Genomic DNA, 16834 nt, shown 5'->3' with positions numbered 1-16834 from the left:
GAAACAGGAGGATCGGATGACGACGTCGACGCGCAGCCGTCAGAACACCCGGGCCCGGTTGCTGGACGCGGCCGCGGAGGTGTTCGCCGAGGTCGGCCTCGAGGGTGCCACGGTCGAGGCCGTCTGCGAGCGGGCGGGATTCACGCGCGGCGCGTTCTACTCCAACTTCGACTCCAAGGACGAGCTGTTCCTCACGCTCGCCGGCACCGTCGGCGAGGTGCGGGTGAACACGGTGCGCGCGCGTGTGGCCGAGATGGCGGCCGAGGGCGCCCTCGCCGAGGGGTGCGACCCGACCGAGCTCGTCCGCGAGATCATGGACTCCGGCGAGGACGACCGCCTCGGCGTCATGCTGATGAGCGAGATCCGCATCCGGGCGCTCCGCGACCAGGCCTTCGGCGACGCGTACCTCGCGCAGGAGCGCGAGATGGTGCGCAGCATCGCGCAGATCATCACCGACATCGCCGACGCGGGTCTGCTGCGACTGCGCGTCCCCGCCGAGGCCGCCGCGCGCATGCTCATGATCGTGTGGGAGGGCACCACCGTGCGTGGTGCGATGGCCGCGCAGGATGCCGTGCAGCTGCGCCACGCCGGGGGCGAGGAGCTCGGCCGCCTGGTGCAGCTGCTCATCGAGGAGTGACGCGCCGCGCCGCCGCTGGGCGTGCCCGCTGGCGCCGAGTGCACGGGTTGGCGCCGAGCGCACGGGCTGTCCGCGCAGGGAAGCCGTGCGCTGGGCGGGAAGCCGTGCGCCGGGAAGCCGTGCGCCGGGCGGGAAGCCGTGCGCTGGGCGGGAGGGCGAGGGTCAGCCCGCCGCGACGAGCTCGTGGCACCGGGACAGGCGCGCCAGCCACCAGTCGCGGCGATCCGCGGACGCGGACAGGCGCTCCAGCGCTCCGGCATCCGGCGTCACGCGGCGCGCATCCACCGCACCGCCGGACGGTCGCGCGTCGGCGACGTCGTCGAGGAACAGTGCGGCCGTGCCGAGCCCGCAGTCGTAGTCCAGCTCGGGGAGGGATGCCGCCAGCGCGGCGCCCTGCGACAGGCCGACCGCGGTGTCCAGGGCGCTGGAGACCACGGCGGGCAGTCCCGTGGCGGCGATGATCTGCAGGGCTCGCCGGACGCCGCCGAGCGGTTGCGCCTTCACGACCAGCAGATCGGCGGCGCCGGCGCGCGCCACGGCGAGCGGGTCGGCGGAGCGGCGCACGCTCTCGTCCGCGGCGACCGGGATGCCCATGTACTTCACGCGCCGTCGCAGTTCGGCCAGTTCCGGAACCGTCGCGCACGGCTGTTCGACGTATTCCAAGTCGCACTCGGCGAGGGCGTGCACGGCGTGCTCGGCCTCGTCGACGTTCCACCCGCCGTTCGCGTCGACGCGGATGCGGCCCTCCGGCCCCATCGCCTCGCGCACCGCCCGCACGCGGGCGACGTCGTCGGCCAGCACCTGGCCGCGCTCGGCGACCTTGACCTTGGCGGTGCGGCATCCGTCGAAACGGGCCAGCACGTCGGCGACCGCCGCGGCGGCGACAGCCGGGATCGTGGCGTTCACCGGAATGCGATCGCGCAGCGGCGCGGGCTGTTCGTGCCACGCGAAGTCGATCGCCGCGGCGAGCCAGGTCGCCGCCTCGGCGTCGTCGTACTCCGCGAAGGGCGAGAACTCCGCCCAGCCCTGCGGACCCTCGAACAGCACGGCCTCGCGCACGTCGACGCCGCGGAATCGGGTGTGCATCGGCAGGGCGACCACGCGAGCGGTGGCGAGGATGTCGGCGAGCGGCGGGGTCATGGCTCCATCATGCCCCTGCGGCGTTCACAACTCAGGAGGGTCGGGCCGCGCGGGGCCGGTTCGCGGCGTTTCTCGCCGATACGGTCCCGGTTTTCCTGAGTTGTGAACACCTGCCCGGGCTCACACCGTCCGCTTCTGCAGCTCCGCCATCCGTCCGACCGGTTCGAAGCCGAGCCGCCGGTTCACGGCCAGCATGTGCGTGTTCGAATCGGCGTTGAACGTGTAGATCTGTGGTGGCAACGGGGTGTGCCGCTGCAGCATCCGCAGGTTCTCGAGCTTGACGCGCAGTCCGAGCCGGTGCCCGCGGTCCTCGCGGCGCACGAGTGTGCCCCACTGGAAGGCGTTGCCGTCGTCGCGGGAGATGACGATCTGCGTGTACGCGGCGACCTGCCCGTCACTCGTGAGCGCGACGGTGCCGAACGACGTGCGGCCCTGTGTGGCGATGAGCTCCTCGCTCTCGCGGATGTCGGCGACGTCGGGCGCGGTCGCCTCCAGGTCCAGGTCTCCGGTGGGGGCCTCGGTGTCGAGCGAGCTGTCGAGCACGGCCCAGGCCGCGACGAGCTCGTCGGGCACCGGGCCGACCCAGCTGCGCGTCGAATAGCCGGCCGATGCGGCAGCGGACTCGTCGAGCAGCTCGGAGATGACCCGATCGTCGACGGGCAGCCGTAGTCGGCTCTGCAGGTCGCCGAGCGCGATGTCGTAGCCGTGCCGTCGGGCGAACTCGCGCCCCGGCTGACCCGAGCCGTCGGCGGGAGCGGATGCCGGCCACGACGTGTCCGCTGCGAGTGTGGTGCGCCCCTCGGATGCCGCCACAGCCTCGATGTGCTGCAGCAGCGCTGTGCCGATGCCGCGTCGGCGGTGCGCGGGCGGCACGGTGACACCGAGGCGTGCGAGATGCCGGTTGTCCTTCAGCATCAGCGCCAGCGACCCGGAACCGACGACCCGCCCGCCCGCCGTGGCGAGGTACGCGCGCCGGTCGACCACCTCCGAGTGCTGCTGCAGTTCGCTGCGGGTCTCCTCCAACGACCAGCGTGTGGCGTGTTCGCCCATGTCGGCGGTCTTCGCGGCGGCGTACGCGTGCCACCAGGCGTTCACGGCATCGTCATCGAACGGATCGACCCGGGTGATCTCGACGGGAGTCGGCATGGCTCCATCATGGCCCGCCTCGTTCACAACTCAGGAGACTCGGCGTGCACAGTGCCGTTCCGGCGCGGTTTCGGTCGAACCGGGGCTGCTGTTCCTGAGTTATGAACAGCAGGCGGGCCACACGATGATGTCTGGTTGACGATGATGTGTGTCACACAATATCATGTCGAACATGAACGAGGACGACTTCGACGGCCACCTGCAGGAGCTCCGGCGCGGCACGATCGTGCTGGCCAGCCTGCAGCTGCTGCGCGCGCCCGGCTACGGCTACGGGCTGCTGGAGCAACTCGCGGCGGCCGGATTCCCCACCGACGCGAACACGCTGTACCCCCTGCTGCGACGCCTGGAGAAGCAGGGGTACCTCGACAGCGAGTGGAACACCGATGAGGCGAGGCCGCGCAAGTTCTACCGCACCTCGGCAGCCGGCATCCGCCTCGCCGAGACCCTCACCCGTGAGGTCGCCGCCATCGCCGCCGCGACCGCCGCACTCGACGAGAAGGAGAACTGACATGACCGCCACCCTGACGGAGCGCTACATCTCCGCCACCATCCGCAGCCTGCGCCCTGATGTGCAGGCCGACGTCCGCGCCGAGCTGCAGGCGTCCATCGACGACGCCGTCGAGGCCCGCCTCGAGCAGGGTGAGAGCCGCGAGCAGGCCGAGCGCGCCGTGCTGACCGAGCTCGGCGACCCCGGCATCCTCGCGGCAGGCTACGCCGACCGGCCGCTGCACCTCATCGGCCCGCGGTACTTCTTGACCTGGTGGCGGCTGCTGAGGCTGCTGCTCATCGTCGTGCCGGCTTGCGCGATGCTGGGCGTCGCGATCGCCGAGGTGCTCGGCGACGCCACCGTCGGCGAAGTGTTCGCGTCCGTGATCGCGATGGGGCTCTCGGTGATCGTGCACGTGTCGTTCTGGACGACGCTGGTCTTCGCCGTCCTCGAGCGCACCGGCACCGACACGGGCGTGAAGTGGGATGTCGACCAGCTGCCCGAGCAGCAGGACGACGGGGCGGGGCGCAGCGAGCTGATCGGTTCGCTGGTGTTCCTCGCCATCGCCGTCGGCGCGATCCTGTGGGACCGGTTCCGTGGCTTCGTCCAGGAGGACGCCCGGGCGCTGCCGATCCTGAACCCGGAACTGTGGCCGTGGGGGATCGCGGGCCTGTTCGCACTGATCGTCCTCGAGGCGGCGCTCGCCGTCGCGGTGTACGCCGCGCGGCGCTGGACGACGACACTCGCGATCGTGAACTCCGCCCTGGCCGTGCTGTTCGTGAGCTGGGCGCTGACACTGCTCGGCCGCGGCGAGCTGGTGAACCCGGCGTTCGTGGACAGCCTGGTGGGCAGCGGTGCTGTGCAGTCCGCGGAGCCGTCAGGGCAGGGCGGGGTGCTCGCGGTGCTCGCCGCGATCACCGGGGTCGCGATCGTCGCGTTCGCGGTCTGGGACGTCGTCGACGGCTGGCGCAAGGCGCGTCGCGCCGCAGAGCAGCCCGCCGGTCGCCAGGCCATGGCGAACTAGCCCGCCGGGCGCCGCGTCATCGCGAACTAGGCTGAGAGCCGTGACCGACGACTTCGTCTCCGAACTGTTCGACCCTGCCGAGTGGACGTTCGCGCCCGGCGCTGAGCGCTACACCGACATCACGGCGCACGTGTCGCGGGACGGCCGGATCGCCCGGGTCGCGCTCGACCGCCCCGAGGTGCGCAACGCGTTCCGCCCGCACACCGTCGACGAGCTGTACCAGGCACTCGACATAGCGCGGCAGGACCCCCGGATCGGGGTCGTGCTGCTCACCGGGAACGGCCCCAGTCCGAAGGACGGCGGCTGGGCGTTCTGCTCGGGCGGCGACCAGCGCATCCGCGGACGCGACGGGTACCAGTACGCGGAGGACGACCCGTCCACAGGCGCCGGGACCGACCCGGGTGGCGAGGCGCAGGCCCGTGCCGGCCGGTTGCACATCCTCGAGGTGCAGCGGCTCATCCGGTTCATGCCGAAGGTGGTCATCGCGGTGGTGCCGGGTTGGGCGGCGGGGGGCGGACACTCGCTGCACGTGGTCTGCGATCTGACGATCGCGAGTGCCGAGCACGGCCGGTTCAAGCAGACGGATGCCGATGTCGGCAGCTTCGACGCCGGATACGGCTCCGCGTACATGGCGCGCCAGACCGGTCAGAAGATCGCCCGCGAGGTGTTCTTCCTCGCCGAGGAGTACTCCGCGCAGCGCGCCTATGAGATGGGCGCGGTGAACCGGGTCGTGCCGCACGCCGAACTGGAGCGCGAGGCGATCGCGATGGCGCGGACCGTCCTCACCAAGTCGCCCACCGCGATCCGGATGCTGAAGTTCGCCTTCAACGCCGTCGACGACGGACTGGTCGGTCAGCAGGTGTTCGCCGGGGAGGCCACCCGGCTCGCGTACGGCACCGACGAGGCCGTGGAGGGCCGCGACGCGTTCCTGCAGAAGCGCGACCCGGACTGGTCGCCGTACCCCTGGCACTATTGAGGTGACGGATGCCGGAACTCATCGCCCTCCCCGGGGATGATCCCGTCCAGGTGCGGGACGGCATCCGCCGCGCGCTCGACGGCGGCCCGGCGATCGGGTTGGGCATGCTTCCCGCACCGGGGCGCGAGGTGCCGGAGGGCACGGCGGCCGTCATCGCGACATCCGGCTCCAGCGGCATCCCGAAGCAGGTGGTGCTGAGTGCGGCCGCCCTGCGGGCGAGCGCCGAGGCGACCGCGGCCCGCATCGGCGCCGGGCGCTGGGTGCTGACGCTGCCGGCAGGCTACGTCGCGGGGCTGCAGGCGCTCGTCCGGTCGGCGCTGGCCGGCACAGAGCCCGTGCTGCTGAGCGGGAGCTTCCGTCCGCTCGTGTTCGCCGACGCCACCCTGGTGCACGCGGCGGGCGCCGACCTGTACACGTCGCTCGTGCCCGCCCAGCTGGCCACGCTCCTGGACGCCGCCGACGACCCGGTCGTGAGGTCGGCGCTGCGCGCCTACCGGGCCATCCTCGTCGGCGGGCAGTCGCTGCCCGAGGCGATCCGGGAACGCGCCGAGGCGGTGGGGGCCCGCGTGGTGCGCACCTACGGCTCCACGGAGACCAGCGGAGGCTGTGTGTACGACGGGGTGCCGTTGGACGGCGTCACGGTCCGCCAGGTGGAGGGGGAGCTGCGGGTCAGCGGACCCGTGCTCGCCGACGGGTACCTCGGTGACGACGCCCTCACGGAGCGGGTCTTCGTGCGCGACGCGCACGGCATCCGCTGGTATCGCACCGGCGACCTCGGACTGGTCGACGACGGCGTGGTGCGGGTGCACGGTCGGGCCGACAACGTCATCGTGTCGGGCGGCATCAACATCTCCCTCGACCGCGTGGAGCGCGTCGTCCGCGGCATCCCGGGGCTGGACCGTGCCGTGGTGATCGGGGTGCCGGACGAGCGCTGGGGCGAGGCGTGCGCGATCGTGGCGCCGCGCGGGGCGGCGCTGCGCCGCACGGAGGCCGAACAGCTCGAGCAGGCGCGGCACGCCGTGGCATCCGAGGTCGGTGCGCATGCCCGCCCGACCCGCCTGATCGTCGTCGATGAGCTGCCCGTGCTCGCGTCCGGCAAACCCGACCGGGAGCAGATCCGCCGCGCCATCGCCGACCCGCGCTGAACCGGCGGGGTGCGGCAGACTGGCGCGATGGCCGTCTACACCCACGGGCACCACAGCTCGGTGCTGCGCTCGCACAACACCCGGAGCGTCGCGAACTCCGCCGCCTACCTCGCCGAGCACCTCGCGCCGGATGCCGTGCTGCTCGACGTCGGGGCAGGGCCGGGCACCATCACCGTCGACTTCGCCGGCCGCGTGGCACGCGTCACCGCCACAGAGATCGACGCCGGGGCGCTCTCGCTGTCGCAGGCGCTCGCGGCCAGGAACGGCGTGACGAACATCGACTTCTCCGTCGAGGACGTGCACGCACTGAGCTTCGCCGACGACAGCTTCGACATCGTCCACGCGCATCAGGTGCTGCAGCACGTCGGCGACCCGGTGCAGTCGCTGCGCGAGATGCGCCGAGTCGCGAAGCCGGGCGGCGTCGTCGCTGCCCGTGACGCCGACTACGCCGGGTTCATCTGGTACCCGCTGCTGCCTGAGCTGGACGACTGGCTGCGGCTCTACCGTCTCGCCGCGCGGGCGAACGGAGGAGAGCCGGATGCCGGACGCCGTCTGCTCGCCTGGGCGCGAGCGGCCGGGTTCACCGACATCGCCGCCACCGCATCCACCTGGTGCTACACCACCCCGGCCGAGCGCGAATGGTGGGGCGGCATGTGGGCGGACCGGATCCTGGAGTCCGACCTGGCCCGGCAACTCGTCGATCAGGGGCATGCCCGCCTGGACGACCTGCGCCGGATCAGCGCTGCCTGGACCGCGTGGTCGCAGCACGACGACGGCTGGTTCCTCGTTCCGCACGGCGAGATCCTCTGCCGCGTGTGACACCGGCGCCAGGCGTTCACAACTCAGGAGAAACGGGCCCGAAGGGCCCGGAACCGGGCCGGATCGGGCTTCGCGGCCGGATCATTCCTGAGTTGTGAACGCCGCGCGCCGCATACATCTCGCGATGGATGCCGGGCGGGGCGCGGTCGCGTAGCGTGGCGGGGTGATCCGACAGCTCAAGCCGTATCAGCTGGCCCTCGACATCGTCGGGGCGGTCGTCGGACTCCTCATCACGCTGCCGCTGGGCTTCGTCATGCTCGCGAACACCGGTGGCACCTGGATCGCGGCGCCGAGCATCCAGGCCGCCCACCACATCCTGGTCGGCATCGTGCTGTGGGGCGCGGCAGCGATCGCCCGCCTGGCACCCGGCATCGCGCTCGCCGTGGCCTGGATCGGCGCCGTCCTGCAGATGGCCGGCGGCATGTGGCCGTCGCCCATCAACATCGCGGTGTTCGTCGTGCTGTTCGCGACCGCGGCGTGGGGCACCAAGCGACTGCTCTGGATCGGCGGCGCCTCGGCCGTCGCCGGGGGCGCCATCGCCGGACTGTACGTCACGCTCCTGCAGGGCGGGGCGTTCGGCCCCGACCTCAACCCGTTGCGCGTCGTCGCGTTCGCCGGCCTGGTCAGCGCCGTCGTGGTGCTGTCCCTGGCCATGTCGTGGGGCGCGGGCGTGCTGTGGCGCGTGGTGCTGCACGGCCGCGCCACCCGGGAGGCGCAGTTGCAGGCCGAGGCGACCGCCGCCGAGGAGCAGGAGCGCGTCCGGATCGCCCGCGACATGCACGACATCGTCGCCCACTCGCTCGCCGTGGTGATCGCTCAGGCAGACGGGGCCCGCTACGCCGCGGCCGCCCATCCCGAGCTCGCCCAGGAGTCGCTGGGCACCATCGCGCAGACCGCGCGCGCCGCGCTGTCGGACGTGCGGATGCTGCTCACCCAGCTCCGGCACCGCCAGGGCGACGGGCCGCAGCCGACCCTCGCCGACCTTGAGGCGCTGTTCGCGCAGGTGCGCAGGGCCGGCGTCGAGCCGCGAGTCACCGTCGACCCGATGCCGCCGGCCGAACCGCCGGGCGCGATCCAGCTGGCCGTCTACCGCATCCTGCAGGAGGCGCTCACGAACGCGATCCGGCACGGTGAGGGTGACGTCGTGGTGCGCCTGTCATGGTGGGCGGATCGCGTCGACATCGAGGTGCGCAACGCCGTCGCCGTCGCCACGGCACCGTCGAGCGGCGGGCACGGGCTGATCGGTATGCGGGAACGCGCGCAACTGGCGGGCGGTACGCTCGATGCGGAGCGGGATGCCGGGCAGTTCGTCGTCCGGGCGACGCTGCCGATCGGCCCGTCGGCGAGTCCGGGGCCGCACGGATGACGAATCCGAGCGACACCAGGAGGGCCGCATGATCAGGGTCGTGCTCGTCGACGACCAGGCGCTGTTCCGCGCCGGCGTCCGCATGCTCGTCGCCTCCCAGCCCGACATGGACGTGGTCGGCGAGGCCGGGGACGGTCGGGAGGCGGTCGACGTGGTCGCCCGCACCGCCCCGGATGTCGTGCTGATGGACATCCGGATGCCGGTGATGGACGGCCTCACTGCCACCTCGCAGATCCTGTCCCGGCCCGATGCGCCGCGCATCGTCATGCTGACCACGTTCGACCTCGACGAGGCCGCCGCCAGGGCGATCCAGCAGGGGGCCAGCGGGTTCCTGCTCAAGGACGCCGACCCGGAGTTCCTCCTCGCGGCCATCCGCACCGTGCACGCCGGTTCGAGCGTGATCGCGGCATCCGCCACGCGTGAACTCTTCGCGCATTTCACGCCTGCCGCCAAGCCGGTGCCGCCGTCGTACGGCGAACTCACCGACCGCGAACGGGAGATCTTCGCCCTCGCGGCGCGCGGGCTCTCGAACGCCGAGATCGCCGCCCGCGAGTACCTCAGCGAGGCCACCGTGAAGACGCACATCTCCCGCATCCTCACCAAGCTCGCGCTGCGCGACCGGGTGCAGCTGGTCGTGTTCGCTTTCGAGCACGGCCTGGCCTGACCCGCCGCCACCCGCCGACCCGCCGGCGCGACCCGCCCGCCCGGCGGCGCACGACGAATCATCCTGCCGATGTAGCGCGAATGCATCCGGCGGGCGACGCGACGTCCGCACCCCCGGAAATAGCGTCGAAGGCATGGAGATCACGACCTCGGACCTGGGCCTCGCCGCCCGCGTCCAGCACCTCACCAAGACCTACGGCACCGGCGATGCCGGCGTCCGCGCCCTCGACGACGTCAGCGTCGGCATCCGCCGCGGCCAGTTCACCGCGATCATGGGGCCGTCCGGCTCCGGCAAGTCCACGCTCATGCACATCATGGCGGGCCTGGACACCCCGACCGAGGGGCGCGTCTGGATCGGCGACACCGAGATCACCGGCCTCGGCGATCTGGACATGACCGTGCTGCGCCGGCGCCGCGTCGGATTCATCTTCCAGGCGTTCAACCTGGTGCCGACGCTCGACGCACTGGGCAACATCCTGCTGCCGTTCGAGCTCGACGGCCGCCGCCCGAGCGCCATGGAGCGCGCCCGCATCGACGCGCTCATCGACACCCTCGGACTCGGGGCGCGGCTCACCCACCGTCCGCATCAGCTCTCAGGCGGGCAGCAGCAGCGCGTCGCGATCGCCAGGGCCCTCGCCACCGCGCCCGACCTGGTCTTCGCCGACGAGCCGACCGGCAACCTCGACTCCGCCACCGGGCGCGAGGTGCTGCAGCTGCTCGCCAGGGCCAGCCGCGAGCACGGGCAGTCCATCGCGATGGTCACACACGACGCCGTCGCCGCCAGCCACGCCGACCGGGTGCTGTTCCTCGGCGACGGGCGTATCACCGCCGACCACCCGCGGCAGAGCGCCGAGCAGATCGCGTCGTACATGCTCGCCGCCGAGGTGGCGGCGTGAGCGCCCCCGCCGACTCGGGCACGTCGACGCTGACGGCCACAGTGGCGCCCGCCGCCCTCGAACGGCCGCGTGGCCCGAGGCTCGCCTGGCTGCGCGGCCGGGGGATGGGCGCCAGCATCCTGGTCGCGGCGCTCGCCGCCGCCTTCGGGGTGTTCCTGGTCGAGGTGACCGTCTACATCGGCGCTGTGCTGCAGGCCGATCCGTTCATCGGAGACAGCGAGATGCTGGCGCTGGTCGTCGCGATCCTGTCGGTGCTGCTGACCGCGGTCGCCATGTACGTCGCCGCCATCGTCACCGCCAACACGTTCTCGACGATCATCGCAGGCCGCACGCGGCGCATCGCGCTGATGCGCCTGATCGGGGCGTCGGCGCGCTCGCAGCGCGCCGAGGTGACCGGGCAGGGCTTCGTCGTCGGACTGATCGGTTCGCTGCTCGGTCTCGTGGTCGGGCTCGCCGTGTCGGCCGGCGGCGTGCTGGTCGGCGAGCGGATGCTGGACGGCACCCCCGACGGCTTCACGCTCGCGCAGCCGGGTATCGTGGTGCCCGTCGTCGGCGTGGCGCTCACCACGTGGCTCGCCGCGTGGGTCGGCTCCCGGCGGGTGCTGACGGTCACGCCGTTGCAGGCGCTGGGCGGTTCGGTGGAGCGCAGCCACGAGGAGGTCGCGGCCCGCCCAGCCCGCCACGTCGGCGCGCTGATCCTGCTGATCCTGGGCATCGCGCTGCTGGTGTGCGGCGTCATGGTCGGACTGATCACGCCGCTCGGCGTGGTGGTGGCGTTCTTCGGCGGCGTGCTCTCGTTCACCGGCCTCGCCACCGGCGCCGCCCTCGTCATGCCCCCTGTCCTGCGTGCGGTGGGCGGCCTGTTCGGCGGCAGCGCGACCGCCCGCCTCGCCGCGCAGAACGCACTGCGGTATCCGGAGCGGTCGAGCCGGATGGCGATCGGCGTGGTGATGGGGGTCACGCTGGTGACGATGTTCGCGGTCGCGATGGAATCGACGAAGGCGCTGCTCATCCGGCAGACCGAGGGGGACGCCGCCGACGCGTTCTTCGCCTCGGTGGACGCGTTCACCACCGTCATGATGGTGCTCGTCGCCGTCTCCGCGGTCATCGCCGCGGTCGGCCTGGTGAACCTGCTCACCATCGGGGTGGTGCAGCGCCGCCGTGAGCTGGGGCTGCTGCGCGCGATCGGACTCACCGGCGGGCAGGTGCGCCGCATGGTGCTCCTCGAGGCCCTGCACATCACGGTCGCGGCCACCGGCACCGGGCTGATCCTCGGCATCGCGTACGGATGGATCGCCGCGCAGTCGCTGCTCGGATCGGTGCCGGTGCTGCCCGACTTCGCCCCCGCAGGCCTGGTCGCTCCGGCTGTGCCGTGGGCACCGGTCGCGGTCATCGTGGCCGCGACCGCGGTGCTCACCCTCGTCGCCGCGGTCACGCCCACCCGTCTGGCGACCCGCGTCGCGCCCGTCGAGGCGCTCGCCGCCGAGTGACGCGTGGCACGGCATCCCTCCGCCGGCTGAATAGGCTGGAGGGATGCCGTCGCCGTTCGATCAGTCCACCTATCAGGTCCGCTTCGACTGGGGCGTCGAGGGGCTCGCCCGGATCGCACCCGCCGACGTCGTCGTCGTGGTCGACGTGCTGCGGTTCTCCTCGTCGATGGCGGATGCCGTCGCGCGAGGCGACCGCATGGGGCGGGAGGAGGCGCTGGTCTGGTCGGTGAACGGGGCCGCCGTCGCCGCCGCGGCCGCCGATCGCGCCGACGCCCCCGTGGTGCTGCTGGGCAGCATCCGCAACGCCGCCGCGACCGCTCGCGCGGTGCTGGCGGTGCAGGAGCGGCGCGCCGCGCGCACGGCGGTGACCGTGATCGCGGCGGGGGAGCGCACACCCGAGGGCGGGTTGCGCTTCGCCGTCGAGGATCAACTCGGCGCCGGTGCGGTGCTCGCCGCGCTCAGCGATCTCGGCATCGACCACTCCTCACCCGAGGCCGCCGCGGCCGCGGAGTCGTTCCGCGCGCTGCGGAGGGCGCTGCGCCACCTCTTGACCGCGAGCGGCTCGGGCCGGGAGCTGGCCGAGGGCGTCGAGGTGACGGAGCGGATGCGGGCCGCCGGCGTGCAACCGGTGACGGTCGCGGATGCCGCCGAACTCGATGCCGTGGACGCCGTGCCGGTGCTGCGTGATGGAGTGTTCATGGCGTTCGACGCGGCGGGCTGAACAGCGAGGCGCGTCCTCCGCGCGCCGCGGAACGAGCGGCATCGCCCGGCGTAAAGTCGGGCTATGAGGTACCTTCCCGCGTTCGTCGTCGATGCCGTCCTGGTGCTGGTCTTCGCGGTGATCGGCCGCGCGTCGCACGGGGAGGATCCGCTCGGCTTCCTGCTCACCGCGTGGCCGTTCCTCGTCGGCCTGGTCGTCGGGCACCTGCTCGCCGCCCTGGTTCCCGCTCGCCCTCGTCGGCCGTGGTCGCTGGGCTGGGGCGCGGTGGTGTGGATCGTGACCGTCGCCGGCGGGATGCTGCTGCGCATCGCGAGCGGTGACACCGCCGAGACCGCGTTCATCGTCGTCGCCTCGCTGGTCCTGGCGGCATTCCTGATCGGCTGGCGCCTGGCCGCGCTGCTCGTGCGCCGCTGGCGCGGTCCGCGCGCCGAGGCCGCCTGATCCCGTAGAGGTCGCCCGGTGCCGGTCGAACGGCATCGGCTGCGCACGGCGTTCACGCCGGTTCCCAGCATCCGCTGCGGCCCGCCCGCCCCGCTCCGGCTCGCCCGGCTCCGCGCACCCTGTGTGCGCCAGTTTGTGGCATCCGCTGCATCGATCGATGGCGCGGATGCCGGAATCTGCAGCGCACGCGTGATCACACCCGCGCGGATGCCGGAATCTGCAGCGCATGCGTGATCGCACCCCCGCGGGGATGCCGGAAACTGCAGCGCATGCGTGATCGCACCCCCGCGGGGATGCCGGAATCGGCAGCGGACGCGGGATCACACCCGCGGGGATGCCAGAAACTGCATCGGATCCGGCCGGCGGGCGCGCTCAGGACAGCGGCGGCATGACCGTCACAGCCAGCAGTGCGGTGGCTCCGGCGAGCAGACCGGCCGCGGTGGCAGCGGTGAGCTGCATGCGCGCCATCAGCCGTCGGCCGCGGACGTTGAGCGGATGCGCCGTGCTGCGCACCGCGGCCTTGGCGTCGCCCAGCGTGGGGTAGCGCCCGACCGGGGTGTTGTAGGCGTCGCGCGTGACGAACCCGCCGCGGACGGCGTCGACGCAGCCGAAGTACTCGCCGGCCCGGTTCGCCACCCAGAAGCCGGTGTCGACCTCGGCCCATGACACGGCGGCCAGGCGAGGGAGCGCGGGTGCCACCCCCGAGCGGACGCCGGACGCGGTGCCCACCGGCGCGCTCATGCCGCCGTCCGCACCGGAGCGGGACGACTGGCACGTGCACGCCGCCGCTCGGGCACGTGGGGGAGGGATGCCGCATCTCCTCCGTGCTCGGGCCGGTCGTTGAGATCGATCACCAGGCCCCTGCTGGTGGAGGCGAGCTGGGCCATCTTGGTCAGGGCGCCCGGATCGAGGTCCTCGGTCTCCGCCGAATCGAACACGAAGCGCAACGGGATGGAGGGCTGCAGCCACAGCGTTGTGGAGCCTTTGCCCTCCCGTGAGCGGTCGCAGGTGAGCGTGAAGCTCTCGTTGCGGCGCAGCTTGGTGGCGATGACCACCTTGAGATGAGCAAGAACCCGGTCGGGGATGCTCTCCGGTGTCGTCGAGCTGCCGTAGAAGAGGTGACCCATCTCTGCTCCATTCGTCGGTGTGAAAACTAACTTAGTCACCTAACTACTAGTTTGTCTAAATTAATTTTGGAAGCGTAAGATGGGTCTTCTTGCCTTTGAGCCCGACCGAGGAGCACAGTGGACACGCCCGCCGACGCCGGCTATTGGTACGCCGCACACGAGATCGACGAGAAGGCCCGCGCGCGCGAGGTCCTCGAGACGATGCGGCTGTACCGCGCCGCCGACATGGCGATGCGCCGCCGGACGCGGGATTCCATGGCGATGGGCGAGAACGAGCTGCTGGCGCTGCGCTTCCTGCTGCAACAGCCCGATCACACCGCACGCCCGTCGGAGATCACCAAGTATCTGGCGCTGTCCTCGGCGTCCATCACGGCCCTGCTCGACCGGCTGGAGAAGACCGGGCGGATCACGCGCATGTCGCATCCGTCCGACCGCCGCAGCATCCTGGTGAAGGTGACAGAGCACGCCGATCAGGAGGTCAGGGAGACCCTCGGTGTGATGCACGCCCGCATGTACGCGGTGGCCGCGTCGCTCAGCGCGGAGGAGCAGGCCACCGTGGTGGGGTTCCTACGGCGCATGGTCGACGCGGTCGACGGCGTGGCTCCGCAGCCCGCCGACTGACGGGCCACCCGCCGACTGACCGCTCTGCGACCGCGACTGAGCGCGGCCGAACGCGGCTCAGCGCGAGACGAGCGCGGCGCGCCGATCGGCGGCCGTGATCTCGCGACGGGTCCACTCGAACAGGTAGCGCTGATCGAACCGCCGCGAGCACTTGGCGCACGACGTGGCGCGTGCGGGGCGGCGATGCCGGTACACGACGTGGCCCGCGGGGCACTGCCCGATCCAGGGAGCGAGTTCGGTCGCGGTCTCGCCGGTGTGCGTGGTGCCGCCGATGTAGCCCAGCTCGCGCGCGACGCGCTTCCAGGCGGGGCCATGAGCGGCGTCATGGCCGGCGAGGGCGTGGGCAACCTCGTGCAGCAGCGTCTGGTGGATCTCGTCGTCTTCGAACCGCGCCGCCAGGTACCGGGACACGGTGATGCGCTTGCGCCGGTAGTCGCACAGGCCGGCCCGGCGCTTGGCGTTGTCGAAATCGAACGACCAGGACTCGTCGAGGTGCAGCGCGATCAGCGCCTCGCCCCAGACGCGCACCCGGTTCAGATCAGCCATGGCATCAGAGTAGAGCGCTCCGCGGACATCGGGCGCGGTGGAAGCCGAACGTGTCGCGAGCGTGACGGATGTCAGACGCCGACGGGCTGCTCGGAGCGCCGACGATCCGCCGCCTCGATCGCGAGCAGCGTGGTCTGCAGCTCGCTGTCGTCGGCGCCCGCCTCGCGGCGCAGGAACAGCGCGCGCTTGAAGCTCTCCCTGGCCTGCTCGTAGTCGCCCGCGTCGTAGGCGTTCTTGCCGTGATGCTGGTGCGCGAACGCGGCGATGCCGGCCCAGCGCTGCCCCTCGGCCTCGTCGGCGCAGGTCGCCAGCTCCTGTTCGGCGGCGGCGTGCGCTCCGCGCTTCTGCAGCACGGTGGCGTGCAGCACGCGGGCGCGCAGCACGTCCTTGCGGGTGCCGGCCATGCGGGCCTGGCGGACGGTCTCGTCGGCGAGTTCGAGGGCCTCGTCGAGGCGGTCGAGCACCTTCAGCAGCCACACGCGCTCGAGGAGGGCGGGGAGGCTGCGCTGATGCTCGATCTCGGCGAGCCGTGCCGCGCACTCGCGCGGGTCGACCAGCTCGTGCAGAGTGTCGGGGTCGTAACCCTGGATCAAACTCACGACTGATGGCTCCTCTCTCGCGGCGTCCGCCCACCAGTCTGCCTCGCGCGTCGGCGAAGCCCATGAGGCACGCCCGGCATGCCCGGCATCCGCTCTCCGGCGCGTCGCGACGTCAGCGCAGGAAGAGCGATGCGTCGGGGCGAGGGGAGTCGACGGCGTCGGCATCCGTCACGATCGCCGCGCTCTTCGCGAACGCCGCGACCTCGTCGCCCTGCGCGATCTTCGCCGGGTGCGGTCCCGCCGCCAGCATCCGCGGCAGCCAGCGGGTGGGCAGCGGGGTGGCGGATGCCGCCAGCACGAGGTTCCCGAACCGTCGGCCCTTGAGTACCTGCGTGTCGGCGAGGACGGCCACGTCGGCGAACACGGTCGCCACCGTGGCGACCTGGCGGCGGGCGAACGCCAGCCCCGGGCCATCGGCGACGTTGACCAGCAGCACGCCGTCGGGAGCGAGCAGGGCGGACAGCTCCCGGTAGAACTCCACACTGGTCAGATGCGCCGGGGTCTGCGCGCCCGAGAACACGTCCGACACCACCAGGTCGCAACGCCCAGACAGGGCGTCCGGCAGCCGCCGCACGCCGTCCCTGGCGTCGCCGATCCGCACCCGGATCGACGCGCCGCGCGGCAGCGGCAGCTCGTCGCGGACCAGCTGGACCAGCGGCTGCTCGAGCTCGATGACCTGCTGACGCGATCCTGGCCTGGTCGCCTCGATGTAGCGGGGCAGCGTGAGCGCGCCGGCCCCCAGGTGCACGGCCGTCAAGGCGGCGCCCTCCTCACCCAACTGGTCGATCACCGCTCCCATCCGCACGATGTACTCGAAGTGCAGGTGGGTGGGGTCGTCCAGGTCGACGTGCGACTGGGGAGTGCCGTCCACGATCAGCTCGAACCCGTTCGTGAACTCGGACGGGGCGATCTCGGCGATCCCGCCGTGCGTCAGCCGCGCTCGCGGGTTCTCGGCGTCGCGCCCGCGTGCTCGTCCCATGACGTCGAGCG

The 16834-nt window shown here is 72.2% G+C and carries 20 protein-coding genes; 13 read left to right on the top strand and 7 right to left on the bottom strand.

Annotated elements, in window-relative coordinates:
• The first annotated feature begins 16 nt into the window (after positions 1-16).
• The gene (locus RIF65_RS02080) at positions 17-637 is read left to right on the top strand and encodes a TetR/AcrR family transcriptional regulator (RefSeq protein ID WP_309065836.1); all 621 of its coding nucleotides are present in this window, start codon (positions 17-19) and stop codon (positions 635-637) included.
• A gap of 162 nt (positions 638-799) precedes the next feature.
• Here the strand turns inward: RIF65_RS02080 and RIF65_RS02075 are convergent, their stop codons facing one another.
• Together RIF65_RS02075 and RIF65_RS02070 are read right to left on the bottom strand one after the other, a co-directional pair.
• A complete protein-coding gene (locus RIF65_RS02075; RefSeq protein WP_309065835.1) occupies positions 800-1777 on the bottom strand; it encodes an o-succinylbenzoate synthase in 978 nt (325 codons plus the stop codon).
• 120 nt (positions 1778-1897) lie between these two features.
• On the bottom strand, positions 1898-2923 hold the full coding sequence (locus RIF65_RS02070) for a GNAT family N-acetyltransferase (protein ID WP_309065834.1): 1026 nt from the start codon (positions 2921-2923) through the stop codon (positions 1898-1900).
• 172 nt (positions 2924-3095) lie between these two features.
• Here RIF65_RS02070 and RIF65_RS02065 point away from each other — a divergent pair, with 172 nt between their 5' ends.
• The 11 genes from RIF65_RS02065 (at position 3096) to RIF65_RS02015 (ending at position 12951) form a co-directional block, all read left to right on the top strand.
• A complete protein-coding gene (locus RIF65_RS02065) occupies positions 3096-3431 on the top strand; it encodes a PadR family transcriptional regulator (protein ID WP_309065833.1) in 336 nt (111 codons plus the stop codon).
• Position 3432: 1 nt separating this feature from the next.
• Complete coding sequence (locus tag RIF65_RS02060; protein WP_309065832.1) at positions 3433-4434, top strand: permease prefix domain 1-containing protein; 1002 nt, start codon at positions 3433-3435, stop codon at positions 4432-4434.
• A gap of 40 nt (positions 4435-4474) precedes the next feature.
• Positions 4475-5410, top strand: a complete 936-nt coding sequence (locus RIF65_RS02055) for a 1,4-dihydroxy-2-naphthoyl-CoA synthase (protein WP_309065831.1) — start codon at positions 4475-4477, stop codon at positions 5408-5410.
• 8 nt (positions 5411-5418) lie between these two features.
• Positions 5419-6555: an AMP-binding protein gene (locus RIF65_RS02050; protein ID WP_309065830.1), complete on the top strand. Its 1137-nt coding sequence runs from the start codon at positions 5419-5421 to the stop codon at positions 6553-6555.
• A gap of 27 nt (positions 6556-6582) precedes the next feature.
• Positions 6583-7374: a class I SAM-dependent methyltransferase gene (locus RIF65_RS02045; protein WP_309065829.1), complete on the top strand. Its 792-nt coding sequence runs from the start codon at positions 6583-6585 to the stop codon at positions 7372-7374.
• Positions 7375-7537: 163 nt separating this feature from the next.
• Positions 7538-8740 (top strand): sensor histidine kinase, encoded by a 1203-nt coding sequence (locus tag RIF65_RS02040; RefSeq protein ID WP_309065828.1) that lies wholly within the window; start codon positions 7538-7540, stop codon positions 8738-8740.
• Between the two features lie 28 nt (positions 8741-8768).
• Positions 8769-9404 carry a response regulator transcription factor gene (locus RIF65_RS02035; RefSeq protein WP_309065827.1) on the top strand — a complete coding sequence of 212 codons (636 nt, stop codon included), beginning with the start codon at positions 8769-8771 and terminating at the stop codon, positions 9402-9404.
• A gap of 133 nt (positions 9405-9537) precedes the next feature.
• Positions 9538-10299: an ABC transporter ATP-binding protein gene (locus RIF65_RS02030; RefSeq protein WP_309065826.1), complete on the top strand. Its 762-nt coding sequence runs from the start codon at positions 9538-9540 to the stop codon at positions 10297-10299.
• Between the two features lie 104 nt (positions 10300-10403).
• The gene (locus tag RIF65_RS02025) at positions 10404-11789 is read left to right on the top strand and encodes an ABC transporter permease (RefSeq protein WP_309065955.1); all 1386 of its coding nucleotides are present in this window, start codon (positions 10404-10406) and stop codon (positions 11787-11789) included.
• Positions 11790-11832: 43 nt separating this feature from the next.
• Positions 11833-12510: a 2-phosphosulfolactate phosphatase gene (locus RIF65_RS02020; RefSeq protein ID WP_309065825.1), complete on the top strand. Its 678-nt coding sequence runs from the start codon at positions 11833-11835 to the stop codon at positions 12508-12510.
• Positions 12511-12573: 63 nt separating this feature from the next.
• On the top strand, positions 12574-12951 hold the full coding sequence (locus RIF65_RS02015; protein ID WP_309065824.1) for a DUF3054 domain-containing protein: 378 nt from the start codon (positions 12574-12576) through the stop codon (positions 12949-12951).
• 372 nt (positions 12952-13323) lie between these two features.
• Here the strand turns inward: RIF65_RS02015 and RIF65_RS02010 are convergent, their stop codons facing one another.
• Both RIF65_RS02010 and RIF65_RS02005 read right to left on the bottom strand, forming a co-directional pair.
• Positions 13324-13692, bottom strand: coding sequence for a peptide ABC transporter permease (locus tag RIF65_RS02010; RefSeq protein WP_309065823.1), 369 nt, complete (start codon positions 13690-13692; stop codon positions 13324-13326).
• Positions 13689-14078 (bottom strand): DUF7882 family protein, encoded by a 390-nt coding sequence (locus tag RIF65_RS02005; protein ID WP_309065822.1) that lies wholly within the window; start codon positions 14076-14078, stop codon positions 13689-13691. The genes RIF65_RS02010 and RIF65_RS02005 overlap by 4 nt, the downstream gene beginning before the upstream one ends.
• A 117-nt stretch (positions 14079-14195) precedes the next feature.
• On the opposite strand from RIF65_RS02005, the gene RIF65_RS02000 reads away from it, so the two are divergent.
• Positions 14196-14699 (top strand): MarR family winged helix-turn-helix transcriptional regulator, encoded by a 504-nt coding sequence (locus tag RIF65_RS02000; protein WP_309065821.1) that lies wholly within the window; start codon positions 14196-14198, stop codon positions 14697-14699.
• Positions 14700-14756: 57 nt separating this feature from the next.
• Here the strand turns inward: RIF65_RS02000 and RIF65_RS01995 are convergent, their stop codons facing one another.
• The 3 genes from RIF65_RS01995 to RIF65_RS01985 all read right to left on the bottom strand — a co-directional run bounded on the left by RIF65_RS01995 (position 14757) and on the right by RIF65_RS01985 (position 16823).
• Positions 14757-15245, bottom strand: coding sequence for a SprT-like domain-containing protein (locus tag RIF65_RS01995; protein WP_309065820.1), 489 nt, complete (start codon positions 15243-15245; stop codon positions 14757-14759).
• Positions 15246-15316: 71 nt separating this feature from the next.
• Positions 15317-15844 (bottom strand): hypothetical protein, encoded by a 528-nt coding sequence (locus tag RIF65_RS01990; protein ID WP_309065819.1) that lies wholly within the window; start codon positions 15842-15844, stop codon positions 15317-15319.
• 112 nt (positions 15845-15956) lie between these two features.
• Positions 15957-16823, bottom strand: a complete 867-nt coding sequence (locus RIF65_RS01985; protein WP_309065818.1) for a spermidine synthase — start codon at positions 16821-16823, stop codon at positions 15957-15959.
• Between the last annotated feature and the right edge of the window lie 11 nt (positions 16824-16834).

Origin of the sequence: Microbacterium sp., from assembly GCF_031180975.1 — a bacterium.
Classification (GTDB): domain Bacteria; phylum Actinomycetota; class Actinomycetes; order Actinomycetales; family Microbacteriaceae; genus Microbacterium.
This window is presented reverse-complemented; position numbering and strand designations above follow the sequence as displayed.